Source organism: Mesorhizobium sp. L2C066B000 (assembly GCF_000502335.1).
Taxonomy (GTDB): domain Bacteria; phylum Pseudomonadota; class Alphaproteobacteria; order Rhizobiales; family Rhizobiaceae; genus Mesorhizobium.
Genome location: NZ_AYWZ01000013.1, coordinates 110,347 through 124,296 on the forward strand (window position 1 = coordinate 110,347; position 13,950 = coordinate 124,296).

The following is a 13,950-nucleotide window of genomic DNA, read 5'->3' on the forward strand; positions in this document are numbered from 1 at the left end:
AACGAGTCGGCGCTGTCCATTTCGGTCCAGCGCTTTTTTGTATTCTCCCGGCGCTTTTCGTATCCGAGGACTGGCCATGGCAAAAATCATCGAAACGTCCACCGGCGCGCTGGCGCTGACCTTTGACGACGTGCTGTTGCAGCCCGGTCATTCCGAGGTCATGCCCGGTGAGACCGACATCCGCACCCGCATCGCCACCGACATCGACCTCAACGTGCCGATCCTGTCGGCCGCCATGGACACCGTCACCGAGGCGAGGCTCGCCATCGCCATGGCGCAGGCCGGCGGCATCGGCGTCATCCACCGCAATTTCTCGCCGGCCGAACAGGCCGAGCAGGTGCGTCAGGTCAAGAAGTTCGAATCGGGCATGGTCATCAATCCGGTCACCATCGGCCCCGACGCCACCCTGGCCGACGCGCTGGCGCTGATGCGCACCTATTCCATCTCGGGCATTCCGGTGGTCGAGAATGGCGGGACCGGCGGCCAGAAGATCGGCCGCCTCGTCGGCATCCTGACCAACCGCGACGTGCGCTTCGCCTCCGATCCGGGGCAGAAAGTCTACGAATTGATGACCCGTGAGAACCTGATCACGGTCAAGGAGAATGTCGACCAGGACGAGGCCAAGCGGCTGCTGCATCAGCACCGCATCGAAAAGCTCGTCGTCGTGGACAAGTCCGGCAATTGCGTCGGCCTGATCACCGTCAAGGACATCGAGAAGTCGCAGCTCAACCCGCACGCCACCAAGGATGCGCAGGGGCGCCTGCGGGCGGCGGCAGCCACCAGCGTCGGCGATGACGGCTTCGAGCGCGCCGAGCGGTTGATCGATGCCGGTGTCGACCTCCTGGTCATCGACACCGCGCATGGCCATTCGCAGCGCGTGCTCGATGCGGTGACGCGGGCCAAGAAGCTTTCCAATTCCGTCCGCATCCTGGCCGGCAACGTCGCCACCGCCGAAGGCACGCAGGCGCTGATCGACGCCGGCGCCGATGCCGTCAAGGTCGGCATCGGCCCGGGCTCGATCTGCACCACGCGCATCGTCGCCGGCGTCGGCGTGCCGCAGCTTTCGGCGATCATGTCGGCGGTCGAGACGGCGCATAGATCAGGCGTGTCGGTCGTCGCCGACGGCGGCATCAAATATTCGGGTGACCTGGCCAAGGCGCTTGCCGCCGGCGCCAGTGCGGCCATGATCGGTTCGCTGCTGGCCGGCACCGACGAAAGCCCGGGCGAGGTCTATCTGCATCAGGGCCGCTCCTTCAAGGCCTATCGCGGCATGGGCTCTGTCGGCGCCATGGCGCGCGGCTCGGCCGATCGCTACTTCCAGGCCGAGGTTCGCGACACGCTGAAACTGGTCCCGGAAGGCATTGAAGGGCAGGTGCCCTACAAGGGACCTGTGTCTGGCGTGCTGCACCAGCTTGCGGGCGGGCTAAAAGCCGCTATGGGTTATGTCGGTGGCCGCGACCTTGCCGATTTTCGCGAACGCGCCACCTTTGTGCGCATATCCAACGCCGGACTTCGTGAAAGCCACGCCCATGACGTCACGATTACCCGCGAAAGCCCGAACTATCCTGGCGGAGCCTGACCGGCAGCCAGAGCGGTACATGCTCTGGCGCCACCAGGCGACGATCGTGCTGCGGCTGGCGCGCCATGCCGGCGCGCTGTGCTTTGCCGCCGCGGCGGTTTTCATCATCATGACGCTGCTGGAATTCTTCTATTTCCGCCGGCTGAGCGGTGGCCTGCCGTCGCTCGACGTGCGCCTTGGCGGGTTCACGCCCGACGAGGGCATGGCCTGGCTGACGGCACTCGGCCGGCGCGGCAGCGAGATCATCCTGGTCTGGCACTATTTGACTTTCGACCTTCTCTTCCCGGCGCTGCTGTCGCTGACCATGGTCAGCCTGATCCTGGCAACCGGGCGGCGGCTGAAGAGTTTTCGTGCCATGCCGGTGCAGCTTCAGGCACTGTTCGCGCTGGTCATCGTGCTGCCCTACACGTGCGCCGACTACGCCCAGAACATTGCGGTGGCGCGGCTTCTGTCCGATGCGCTGTCGGCCAACCCGGATTCTCTGTCTTTCGCCTCGTCGCTGATCGTCACCAAATTCGCGCTGCTGGCGATCCCCGTCATCGTCATCGCGTTTTTGATCCTTGCCGCCCAGCGGCGTCCACAGGCATGAACGACAGAGCAGGGGCAACGCCATGAGCCAGACCGCGATTTTCTGGCCGATGCTGGCGCAGGTGTTGCTCGTCTATATCGTCTATGTCGTGATGGGCCGGCGCCGCTACGGCGCGGTCAAATCGGGCGAGGCCAAGGTCGGTCAATACAAGGTGCGCACGACCGAGCCCGGGTCGAGCGTCACGGTTGCCAACAATCTCATCAACCAGTTCGAACTGCCGGTGCTGTTCTATGTGCTGTGCCTGGCGCTGCACGCGACCAATGGCGTCAATTATCTGACCCTGGCGTTGATGTGGATTTTCGTGATTTCCCGCTATGGCCACGCCTGGGTCCACCTCACCAGCAACAATCTGCGGTTTCGCAGCCGCGCCTTCTACGTCGGCGCGATCATTCTCTTGTTGGCATGGATCTGGTTCGCGCTACACCTGCTCGGAGCGGTGTAGGGCAGTCGTTTACCCTCCCCCTTGTGGGGAGGGTCGCTCCGCGCAGCGGAGCGGGGTGGGGGTCTACAAATCGAACACCGCGATCTTGCGCTTGTCGAACTTGATGCCGATTTCGCCGCGCACCAGCTTCAGCGCGGCTTCGCCGAACACCGTACGCCGCCATCCCTGCAGCGCCGGCACGTCTGCGGCTTCGCCTTCGGCGGCGATGCGGTCGATGTCGTCGCTAGACGCCAGCACTTTCGAGGCGACGCCTTCCTTCTCGGCGACGATCCGCAACAGAACTTTCAGCAGCTCGGAGGCGGCATTGGAGCCCTCGGGCGGCTGAAAGCTCTTGGGCAGCTTCGGCATCTCTTCGCGGGGCAAAGCGAGCGCCGTGTTGACCGCGCCAAGCAATGCGGTAGCCGTCGACGAACGCTCCCAGCCTTTCGGCGTCGTGCGCAGCTTGCCAAGGGCTGCCGCATCGCGCGGCGCCTGCTGGGCGACCTCGTATATGGCGTCGTCCTTGAGCACCCGGCCGCGCGGCACGTCACGCTCGCGCGCCTCGCGTTCGCGCCATGCCGCCACCGTCTGCACGATCGCCAGCTCCTGGGGCTTGCGCAGCCGCATCTTCAGCCGCTTCCAGGCGTCTTCGGGGTGCGGATCGTAGGTTTCGCGCGAAGTCAGCACCTCCATTTCCTCGTTCAGCCAATGGGCGCGGTTTTCCCGCTCCAGTTCGGCGCTGAGATGCTTGTAGACGTCGATCAGATGGGTGACGTCGGCCAAGGCATAATCGAGCTGCTTGTCGGACAGCGGCCGGTGGCGCCAGTCGGTGAAACGCGATGACTTGTCGAGCCGTGCGCCGGTGATGCGCTGCACCAGCTGATCGTAGGAGACGCTGTCGCCGAAGCCGCAGACCATGGCCGCGACCTGGGTGTCGAACACCGGATGCGGCACCAGATCGCCGAGATGGACGATGATTTCAATGTCCTGGCGCGCGGCATGGAAAACCTTGACCACCGCCTCATTGGCCATCAGCCGGAAGAACGGGGCGAGGTTGATGTCGGGCGCCAGCGGGTCGATCAGCGCGGTGACGCCGGGCGCCGCCATCTGGATCAGGCACAGAATCGGCCAGAATGTCGTTTCGCGGATGAATTCGGTGTCGACGGTGACGAAATCCGACTTTTCAAAAGCGGCGAGAACGGACTCGAGCTCATTTTGGGTGGTGATGACGTGCATCAAATCGCTTTTTAGTAACGGGTAAGGTTCTCTTTCAATTTCAGCCATGGGCGCTTTCGTCAAGCCGCCCTTCGGTCAAGTATCAGCCGATCCGTCGGAATCGCCATTTCTGCGCGCCAGCCGCGCGAAGACGGTTGATGTGCGCAGCAGCGCCGTGAAGCGGCTGCGCTTGCCCGCCGGCACGCTGCCGCGCACCTGCATGCGGTAGAGAATGACGGCGATGAGGGTGGCGTAGACGACTGCGCTGAAGACAAACAGGGCGCCCGGTCCGAAATGTTGCATCACTGCGGACGCCGCGAAGGGGCCACCAATGGCGCCGAAGGAATAGAACAGCATCAAGGCGGCGTTGATCAGCACGAACTCGCCCTTGTCGGCGCGGTCGTTGGAATGCGCCGCCGATAGCGAATAGAGCGGCATGGCGAAGCTGCCGAAGATGAAGACGATGATCAAATTGAGGGTCGGATCGGCGCCGGCGACGAAGACCAGCGCCAGCGCGGCGAACATGGCGCCGCATGTCGTGGCCAAAAGCACCGCGCGCCGATCCCAGCGGTCGGAGAGGTAGCCCAGCGGATACTGGATGAGGGCGCCGCCGAAGATGCCGACGCTGACGAAGGTGACGACATCGGCCACCGACATGCCGATCTGCTCGGCATAGACCGGCGACAGCGTGCGGAACGCGCTGTTGGTGACGCCGACGCAGATGCAGCCGAAGCAGCCGAGCGGCGAAATCCGCCAGACGCGGGCGAGATCGAGCTTGACGTCTTCCGGCGGCGTCGGGTTGGAGCGGTCGCCGAGCGACACCGGAACCAGCGACAGCGTGATCATGATCGACATGATGGCGAAGATGGCAAAGCCGCCGGGGCCGAAGATCGGGATCAGGAACTGCGCGCCGGTTACCGAGCCGATATCGACCATGCGGTAGACGGCGAGCACCCGCGCACGATCCTTGTTTTCGACGCCGGAGTTCAGCCAGGCTTCCATGACGGTGAACAGGCCGGCAAAGCAGAAACCGCCGGCAAAGCGCACCGCGCACCACATCACCGGATCGATGATCAGCACCAGGAGCAGCGTACTGGCCGCGGCGATGGCGGCGAGCGCTGAAAACGTCCGGACATGGCCGACTGCCTTGAGGATGCGGGTGACTGCGAGGCAACCAAGCAGGAAGCCGGCGAAATAGAACGTGCCCATCAGGCCGATGTCGGAGGCCGAAAACCCTTCCTGCGCGCCGCGCAACGCGATAAGCGTGCCCTGCAGTCCGTTGCCGCCAAGCAGGATGCCGGCGGCGATGAGGAGCGGGATCAGCGGGCGGATGGAGGACATACGGAACCGTTGCTTAGAGCATGATCCCGAAAAGTGGGAACCGGTTTTCGGAAAAGATCATGCTTCGAGAAAGAGTTGGATGAGTGTGACGATCGACGAAACGTCATACTCGTCCAGGTGGCTCCACAGTTCTGAACCATCGGTGTGGCCAATGCCAGTGGCTTGTCCCGCCGCCAACAGGTGTGTGGCTTCAGGTGCGGCCGTTCAAGCTCCGTCGGCCCTCGCCAAAGCTTCGCGCGCCGGCGCAGGCTTGCCCCGGGCAGCCCTTCGGCCAAGCGAGCCGGCGGTCAGCAGGCTGAGCATGATGAACGGGATGCCGATACCGAAGGCCGAGCGGATGCCCCAATGGTCGGAGACGAAACCGAGCAGCGGCGGGCCGAACAGGAAGGCGACGAAGGAAATCTGCGACAGCGCCGCGACATTGATCGTCGCGGAGCGGTCCGTCCGCTGGGCTGCCGCTGAGATCGCCAACGGAAAGAGCACGCTGCTGCCGATGCCAAGTAGCGCAAAGCCCAGCATCGATACGAGCGGGGCAGGCGAGAAGAAGACGAGCAGCACGCCCACCGCCATCGTCGCCAGCAGCACCCGCGCCACGACGCTCGGCGAGTGGCGGTCGACAAAGGAGTCGGCAAAGAAGCGCGTGCTCGCTTGCGAGAATGCAAACAGCGCCACTGTGAAGCCGGCGACGAAAGGGCCCGCATCGAACGCGGTGCGCATGTAGATTGCCGACCAGTCGATGCTGGCGCCTTCCATCAGCATCGCCGACAGCGTCACCGCGACGAGGACGAGGATAGGCAGCGTCGGCCGCGCCAGCCTTGGCGCCGTCTCGTCATTGCCGGCGAAGCGGCTCGGCGCCGGTTCGTAACCGCCGAGAAACAGCGCGATTCCTGTCGCCACCATCGGTACGACAATCGCCAGGTGCAGTTGCGGCGATATGCCGAGATGCGCAAGCGCGGCGCCGAACAGGCCGGCGCCGAAAAAGCCGATGCTCCAGAACGAATGCGCCCGGTTCATGATCCGGCGCTTGAGCAGGAATTCGGTTCTGTCGGCCTCGACATTGAGAATGATCTCGACGCTGCCGATCATCAGGCCGACCGGAAACAGCATCAGGAACAGCGCAAGCGGCCCAGGCGCATGCACGGCAATGGCAAAGACAACCGACAAAAGCGGCACCAGCCCGAGCAGCGCGCGGCGGAAGCCGATGCGCTCTAGGATCGGCGCCGCCAGCGTCAGCGCGGTCAAGGTGCCGATTGGCGTCCCAATCAGGCTTAACCCGAGCGTGCCGTCCCCGATGCCCATGGCGTGCTTGATGTCGGGCAGCCGCGGGAAGATTTGGCCCATGGCGAACGAATAGATCGCAAAGCCGGCGTAGACCCGGTGTTGCGGAGCGAGGCGGAGGCCAAAGGTCATGACGATGCTTTCGGGGAAGAGAGTCGACGGTTGTCACTGTTTGATATGCCTACATCTTGCACAAACATGCAAATCGTGCAAGAACGTGCATGGAAAAAAACAGGATCATGCAATGCTGACCGATGAGCGGCATCAAATTATTCGCGATCGCCTGGCCGTCGAGGGAAGGGTGCTGGCCGGCGAGCTGGCAGGCCGCTTCGGCGTTTCGGAAGACACGGTTCGGCGCGACCTCAGGGAGTTGGCCAAGGCCGGGCAGTGCCGCCGCGTCTATGGCGGCGCGGTCGCGGCCGCACCCTTCGCGGCCACGCCGGTCGGCCTGCGCGCCGGCCATGCCGTCGAAGAAAAGACGCGGCTGGCCCGCGCGACCGTGGCACTGCTTTCGCGCGGACAGACCCTGTTCATCGACAGCGGCTCGACCAATGCCGCGATCGCCAGGGCCATCCCGCGCGACATCGATCTGACCGTCGCCACCAATTCGCTCGAAATTGCCTACGTCCTGTCAGACCACGCTTTGGTCGAACTGATTGTGCTGGGCGGGCGGTTCGACCGCCATCTCGGCGCCTGCGTCGGCGCCGACACGCTTGCCGCTGTCGCGCAACTTGGCGCGGACCTGTTTGTTCTCGGATCCTGCGGTCTCGATGCGTCGCGCGGCGTCACGGCCTTCGATTCGGCTGAGGCCGAGGTAAAGCGGGCGATGGCCAAGAACAGCGCAGGCATCGTCATCGCTGTAACCAACGACAAGCTAGCCACAGCCGCACCCTACCGGGTCGCCAGGCCAGAGGCGATCCGCCACCTCGTGGTCGAAAAGACCGCGCCGGCCGCGATCCTCGCGGATTTCGAACGCCAGGGCGCCGAAATCCATTTGGCTTAAACGGAGCTCGGCGCGCGGGCAGTCCGGGACGCAGCATGGGCGACGAACACTTCGACATCTTCCTTTGAATAGCCGAGAAGGGCTCCTTCAAGCCTCGCCAGATCATTCGATGTGAAGATGTCAAAGGCCTCTCCGCTGCGGCACATTCTGGAGATCAACAAGCTCAGTTTGCAGCGCCATTCTTCTGTCGGCAGGCAGTAGCAGCGCTCTTCCACTGAGGTTTTAGGAACAATCTGGGTGAACTTCAGGATGCGACCTTCGTCGACAAACGGTGCAAAACCTGCATCGCCAATATCGTCGGCGTCCATACCCGGTTCCGCCGCGAACAAGGCCATTGATTTGTCGCCCTGAAGCATCAGCTCCAATTCGCGGCCATTATGTGGCCCGACACCCGGCGGGACTGTGGGTTCTGGCATGAAGTATCTCCAGATCATTCGATGACTGCACTGTCGCGAGAAACACTTCTGGCGGCAATGCGCCAAGCCTGGCAAAGACTTCAACACTGACTAGCGGATAGAGAGACGACCCAAACCCGGCTTGCCTTGACAAATCGGGCCTCCCATGCGCTTTTCGCGCAAATTTTGGACCGGGCTTTGATGCTTCGGCCCGCAACCAGAACACCCCGGAATTTTGACATGACAATGCATCGTTACCGCAGCCATACCTGTGCCCAGTTGAGAAAGAGCGATGTCGGCTCGACCGTTCGCCTATCGGGCTGGGTGCATCGCGTGCGCGACCATGGCGGCCTGCTGTTCATCGATCTGCGCGACCATTACGGCCTGACCCAGATCGTCGCCGATCCGGATTCGCCCGCCTTCAAGGTGGCCGAGACGCTGCGTGGCGAATGGGTGATCCGCGTCGACGGCGAGGTCAAGGCGCGCCTGCCCGACACCACCAACGCCAACCTGCCGACCGGCGAGATCGAGATCTTTGCCCGCGAGATCGAGGTGCTGTCGGCAGCCAAGGAATTGCCGCTGCCGGTGTTCGGCGAGCCCGATTATCCCGAAGACATCCGCCTGAAGTACCGTTTCCTCGATCTGCGCCGCGAGACGCTGCACAGGAATATCGTGGCGCGCACGAAAATCATCGCCGAGATGCGCAAGCGCATGACCGATGTCGGCTTCACCGAATTCTCGACGCCGATCCTGACGGCCTCGTCGCCGGAAGGCGCGCGCGACTTCCTGGTGCCGTCGCGGATCCATCCCGGCACCTTCTACGCGCTGCCGCAGGCGCCGCAGCAGTACAAGCAGCTGATCATGGTTTCGGGCTTCGACCGCTATTTCCAGATCGCGCCCTGCTTCCGCGACGAGGACCCGCGCGCCGACCGCCTGCCCGGCGAATTCTACCAGCTCGACCTCGAGATGAGCTTCGTCGAGCAGGACGACGTGCTGTCGACCATGGAACCGGTGATGCGGGGCGTCTTCGAGACTTTCGCCAACGGCAAGCCGGTGACGCAGACATTCCAGCGCATCCCGTACGATGTCGCGATGCGCAAATACGGCTCCGACAAGCCGGACCTGCGCAACCCGATCGAGATGCAGGCCGTCTCCGACCATTTCCGCGATTCCGGCTTCAAGGTCTTCGCCAACATCCTGGCCAACGATCCGAAGGCCGAAGTGTGGGGCATTCCGGCCAAGACCGGCGGCAGCCGCGCCTTCTGCGACCGCATGAACTCGTGGGCGCAGGGCGAGGGCCAGCCGGGACTAGGTTACATCTTCTGGCGCAAGGAAGGCGACAAGCTTGAAGGCGCCGGTCCGCTGGCCAAGAACATCGGCGAGGAGCGCACCGAGGCGATCCGTCAGCAGCTTGGCCTTGCCGATGGCGACGCCGCCTTCTTTGTCGCCGGCGATCCGAAGAAGTTCGTCACCTTCGCAGGCGCCGCACGCACGCGCGCCGGCGAGGAGCTGAACCTTGTCGACCGCGAGCGTTTTGAACTGTGCTGGATTATCGACTTCCCCTTCTATGAATGGGACGAGGAGGCGAAAGCGATCGATTTTGCCCACAACCCGTTCTCGATGCCGCAAGGTGGTATGGAAGCTCTGACGACCAAGGATCCGCTGGAAATCAAGGCCTTCCAGTACGACATGGTTTGCAACGGCTTCGAGATCGCCTCGGGCGGCATCCGCAACCATCTGCCCGAAACCATGGTCAAGGCATTCGAGATACGCGGCCTCGACCGCCAGACCGTCGAGGAGCGTTTTGGCGGCCTCTATCGCGCCTTCCAGTATGGCGCGCCGCCGCATGGCGGCATGGCGGCCGGCGTCGACCGTGTCGTCATGCTGCTGGTCGGCGCCAAGAACCTGCGAGAGATCACCATGTTCCCGATGAACCAGCAGGCCTACGATTTGTTGATGAACGCGCCCTCGGAGGCGTCGCCGCAGCAGTTGCGTGATCTGTCGCTGCGTGTCGCGGCAGTGAAGAAGGACTGACGGCAGCGTTGCAACTGCCCTTTCTCCCCGTCTCTATTCGGGGAGAAATGTCCGGCAGGACAATGAGGGGCAGCACGCATGCAGGCGATTGACGAACGGCCTTAGCAGTTGGCGCCTTCTGACAATCGGTTCAGCATCGAACTACAATTTGCAGGCGTTGGCGCCGCCCCTCATCTGCCTGCCGGCACCTTCTCCCCGTATAGTGACGGGGAGAAGGGAGCGAACTTCGATCAGTCTTCGTTGGCCTTGACATGGACGCCGAGCGTCTTGGTCAGGTCGGCCGGGTTGGACATGGCACCGGCCATGATCAGCGCGAACGGCACCGCTGCCGGCGGCTCGGCCGAAATCTCGAGGCTCTTCGGATCGTCGAGGTACTTGCTCACCGCCGCCGTCACTTCGGCGGTCAGTTCGGGATTGTTGAGCTGTGCCATGCCGAACGGCACGATCGCCTTGGCCTGGTTGGCGATGTCCTTGCCCGACATGCCCTGCTGCTTGCCGACATATTCAAGCACCTTGCCGGTGAGCGAATCGTCGTCGAAGCGGATCGATGCGCTGTTGAAGGAGAGCTGCTGCAACAGGCCGAGCAGGGCCATGCCTTGCGCCGAATTGTCGGCGCCTTCGGGCTGCGCCGCCATCTTCTTCTGCATCTCCTGCAGCGACTTGACGAAGTCGACCGTGTAGCCGCCGAGGCCGAAGGTCATGCCGAGCGTGCCGGCATTCTCGACCGAGATGTCGTATTTCGATAGGTCCATCTTGCCGTCGCTCGGCTGCCAGGTGCCGCCGATTTCGATATTGCCCGAGATGTTCTGGTAGCCGAGGGCCTCGATGGCTTCCTTGGATTTCGCATCGTCGACCAGGGTCAGGTCGGCGTTGAACTTTTCCGTGGTGGCGGAAAACTCCATCGCCTTGCCGTCGGCCGGCGGCGTGATCTGGACAGCAAGCCCATCCACCGAGAAGGCGGTCTTGTCGGCAACCTTGACCGTCAGGTTTTCGAGTTCGGCTGACTTGTAGATCATCATCGAGCCGAGCGGGCCTGTAGCACCCTCAGCCGGGATGTTGGCGTCGTGGATGACGAAGGGGGTGAGGTTGAGCGTGACGCCGTCCTTGCTGTGCTCGAAGGCCGAAGTCGTGATGGTCGCGACATCGAAGCCGCCATTGGCTTCGGTCACGCCTTCGAGCTTGACGTCGCCGATCGGCAGCGCCTCCTTTTCGGCCGCCGGTTTGACCGACACGCCCTGCAGCACCATGCTGGAATTGTCGCCGGTAACGCCGGTCCAGGTGATATCGACGCCCTGGACGGCAAGTGCGGCCTTCAGTCGGTCGGCAACCGCCGTGTCTTGCGCAAAGGCGGCATTCAGCGGCAGCGTCAGCAAAAAAGTCGAAAAAGCAAGTTTCTTGAGTGTCGAACGTTGGATTGTCATCGCGAGTTCCCTGAGAGAGTCCTGAAAAAGTGTTTTCTCAATTCTACGCCATCACCATTCCGTGACGAACTGGACGGGAAAAAGGCGCTTTCCCGCAGAGTTGTCGAAAATCACGGCGAAAGGCAAATCGGAGCGGGAGCCTTCGCCCGATGCGGTGAATATGTCATGAAGGTCGGGCTCCCCTGCGTACCGTCTCCTGCCTTAGAGAGGGCGTGTAACAGATTGATGTTGGTTGGCAACAGCACTGCTACCGTTGCTGTTGCACAGGGACGGCAAGGGGGAACATGAAGTCCGTCACATCCATTGTCGGACCTTGAGCCGCCCTCGTAAGCCCAAAGGCTGCAAAGTGCGGATTTCCGCAGCCCCGCCTTGCCGCGAATCACCCGCTCGGCTAGTCCAGCCGTATGGGAAAAAGGATTTTGCCGCCTGAAAATGGCGGCGGTGACCACATCGAACCGGTCGATCTGAAGAAGGCGCTGGAAGAGCGCTATCTCGCCTATGCGCTCTCGACCATCATGCACCGGGCGCTGCCTGACGTGCGCGACGGGCTGAAGCCTGTGCATCGCCGCATCATGCATGCGATGCGGCTGCTCAGGCTCAACCCCGACCAGGGCTTTGCCAAATGCGCCCGCATCGTCGGCGACGTGATGGGCAAGTTCCATCCGCATGGCGACCAGTCGATCTACGACGCGCTGGTGCGCCTGGCGCAGGATTTCTCCATGCGCTATCCCCTCGTCGACGGGCAGGGCAATTTCGGCAATATCGACGGCGATAACGCCGCCGCCATGCGCTATACCGAGGCGCGCATGACCGAGGTGGCGAGCGATTTGCTTGCCGGCATCACCGAGGACGCCGTCGATTTCCGGCCAACCTACAATGAGGAGGACGAGGAGCCCGTAGTGCTTCCCGGCGCCTTCCCGAATCTGCTCGCCAACGGTTCCTCCGGCATTGCGGTCGGCATGGCCACGTCCATCCCGCCGCACAATGCCGCCGAGCTTTGCAACGCGGCGCTGCAGTTGATCGAGCAGCCGGACGCGCCCGTGACAAAGCTGATGGAGTTCGTCCAGGGGCCGGATTTCCCGACCGGCGGCATCATCGTCGACAGCCGCGCATCCATCCTGGAGGCCTATGAGACCGGCCGCGGCGGTTTTCGCGTGCGCGCCAAATGGGGCCAGGAGGATCAGGGCAGGGGCACCTGGAGCATCGTCGTCACTCAAATCCCCTACGGCATCCAGAAGGCCAGGCTGATCGAGAAGATCGCCGAGCTGTTGATCGCGCGCAAATTGCCGCTGCTCGAGGATGTCAGAGACGAAAGCGCCGAGGACGTCCGCATTGTGCTCGTACCGAAGAGCCGTTCGGTCGATCCCGGCATTCTGATGGAATCGCTGTTCAAGCTGACCGAGCTCGAAAGCCGATTTCCCCTCAACATGAACGTTTTGTCGCGGGGCAAGGTGCCTAACGTCCTGTCGCTGAAGGGCGTGCTGAAGGAGTGGCTCGACCATCGGCGCGATGTGCTGATCCGCCGCTCGAAGCATCGGCTTGGCGAGATCGAGAAGCGGCTGGAAATCCTTGCCGGCTACCTGATCGCCTATCTCAACATCGACGAGGTCATCAGGATCATCCGCGAGGAGGATGAGCCCAAGCAGGTGATGATGGCCCGTTGGTCGCTCACCGACACCCAGGCCGAAGCCATCCTCAACATGCGGCTGCGGGCCTTGCGCAAGCTGGAAGAGTTCGAGATCCGCAAGGAGTTCGACGGTCTCACCACCGAGAAGAAGCAGATCGAGGCATTGCTCGCATCCGACGCCAAGCAATGGTCGACGATCAAATGGGAAGTCACGCAGGTTCGCGACAAGTTCGGCCCCGAGACCGAACTCGGCAAGCGCCGCACCCAGTTCGCCGACGCGCCGGAGCATGATCTGACCGACATTGCCCACGCCATGATCGAGCGCGAGCCGGTCACCGTGGTGGTCTCGGAAAAGGGCTGGCTGCGGGCGATGAAAGGCCATTTGGCCGACCATTCCACGCTCACCTTCAAGGAAGGCGACAGCCTCAAGCTCGCCTTCCATGCCCAGACCACCGACAAGATCCTGGTCTTCACCACCGGCGGCAAATTCTACACCATCGGCGCCGACCGGCTGCCGGGCGGCCGCGGCCATGGCGAACCGATCCGCATCATCGTCGACATGGACAACGACCAGGACATCGTCACCGCCTTTGTCCACGACCCCAAGCGCAAGCTGCTGCTCGTCTCCTACGATGCCAATGGTTTCGTCGTGCCGGAGGAGGAGGTCGTCGCCAACACCCGAAAGGGCAAGCAGGTGATGAACGTCAAGGCGCCCGACGAGGCCAAGGCCTGCGTCCCAGTGTCAGGCGATCATCTCGCCATTGTCGGCGAGAACCGCAAGATGCTGGTGTTTGCGCTCTCCGAAATTCCCGAGATGGGCCGCGGCAAGGGCGTTCGCCTGCAGAAATACAAGGATGGCGGTCTGCTCGACCTGAAACCCTTCACGCTGGCGAGCGGCCTGTCCTGGCAGGATTCCGCCGACCGCACCTTCGTCAGGTCGCGCGAGGAGCTGGCGGAATGGATCGGCGCGAGAGCGTCGGCCGGACGGATGGTGCCGAAGGGATTCCCGCGGACGGGGAAATTTGGTTGAAGCTGCTGATCTCCCCC

The 13,950-nt window shown here is 63.0% G+C and carries 11 protein-coding genes; 6 read left to right on the plus strand and 5 right to left on the minus strand.

What is annotated here, in order from left to right; all coding sequences use genetic code 11:
* The first annotated feature begins 76 nt into the window (after nt 1-76).
* Genes guaB through X733_RS142655 form a run of 3 tightly spaced genes read left to right on the plus strand, consistent with a single transcriptional unit; the run spans nt 77 to nt 2,610 of the window.
* Nucleotides 77-1,579 (plus strand): IMP dehydrogenase, encoded by a 1,503-nt coding sequence (gene guaB / locus X733_RS142665; RefSeq protein ID WP_023673034.1) that lies wholly within the window; start codon nt 77-79, stop codon nt 1,577-1,579.
* Between the two features lie 19 nt (nt 1,580-1,598).
* Complete coding sequence (locus X733_RS142660) at nt 1,599-2,168, plus strand: hypothetical protein (RefSeq protein WP_023673033.1); 570 nt, start codon at nt 1,599-1,601, stop codon at nt 2,166-2,168.
* A 22-nt stretch (nt 2,169-2,190) separates the two neighbouring features.
* Complete coding sequence (locus tag X733_RS142655) at nt 2,191-2,610, plus strand: MAPEG family protein (protein WP_023673032.1); 420 nt, start codon at nt 2,191-2,193, stop codon at nt 2,608-2,610.
* Between the two features lie 63 nt (nt 2,611-2,673).
* Here X733_RS142655 and rnd read toward each other — a convergent pair whose 3' ends face one another.
* From rnd to X733_RS142640, 3 genes are all read right to left on the minus strand, one after another.
* Complete coding sequence (gene rnd / locus X733_RS142650; RefSeq protein ID WP_023708785.1) at nt 2,674-3,825, minus strand: ribonuclease D; 1,152 nt, start codon at nt 3,823-3,825, stop codon at nt 2,674-2,676.
* Nucleotides 3,826-3,900: 75 nt separating this feature from the next.
* Nucleotides 3,901-5,145, minus strand: coding sequence for an MFS transporter (locus X733_RS142645; RefSeq protein WP_023819604.1), 1,245 nt, complete (start codon nt 5,143-5,145; stop codon nt 3,901-3,903).
* 204 nt (nt 5,146-5,349) lie between these two features.
* On the minus strand, nt 5,350-6,555 hold the full coding sequence (locus tag X733_RS142640; RefSeq protein ID WP_023819605.1) for an MFS transporter: 1,206 nt from the start codon (nt 6,553-6,555) through the stop codon (nt 5,350-5,352).
* Between the two features lie 112 nt (nt 6,556-6,667).
* Between X733_RS142640 and X733_RS142635 the strand changes: the two genes are divergently transcribed.
* Nucleotides 6,668-7,426, plus strand: a complete 759-nt coding sequence (locus X733_RS142635) for a DeoR/GlpR family DNA-binding transcription regulator (protein ID WP_023819606.1) — start codon at nt 6,668-6,670, stop codon at nt 7,424-7,426.
* Here X733_RS142635 and X733_RS142630 read toward each other — a convergent pair.
* Complete coding sequence (locus tag X733_RS142630; protein WP_023734157.1) at nt 7,423-7,842, minus strand: hypothetical protein; 420 nt, start codon at nt 7,840-7,842, stop codon at nt 7,423-7,425. The two genes, X733_RS142635 and X733_RS142630, sit on opposite strands and share 4 nt — an antisense overlap.
* 225 nt (nt 7,843-8,067) lie before the next feature.
* On the opposite strand from X733_RS142630, the gene aspS reads away from it, so the two are divergent.
* The gene (aspS, locus tag X733_RS142625) at nt 8,068-9,855 is read left to right on the plus strand and encodes an aspartate--tRNA ligase (RefSeq protein WP_023819607.1); all 1,788 of its coding nucleotides are present in this window, start codon (nt 8,068-8,070) and stop codon (nt 9,853-9,855) included.
* 230 nt (nt 9,856-10,085) lie between these two features.
* Here the strand turns inward: aspS and X733_RS142620 are convergent, their stop codons facing one another.
* The gene (locus X733_RS142620) at nt 10,086-11,276 is read right to left on the minus strand and encodes a hypothetical protein (RefSeq protein ID WP_023697470.1); all 1,191 of its coding nucleotides are present in this window, start codon (nt 11,274-11,276) and stop codon (nt 10,086-10,088) included.
* A 404-nt stretch (nt 11,277-11,680) separates the two neighbouring features.
* On the opposite strand from X733_RS142620, the gene parC reads away from it, so the two are divergent.
* The gene (parC, locus tag X733_RS142615) at nt 11,681-13,933 is read left to right on the plus strand and encodes a DNA topoisomerase IV subunit A (RefSeq protein WP_023819608.1); all 2,253 of its coding nucleotides are present in this window, start codon (nt 11,681-11,683) and stop codon (nt 13,931-13,933) included.
* Nucleotides 13,934-13,950 lie beyond the last annotated feature (17 nt).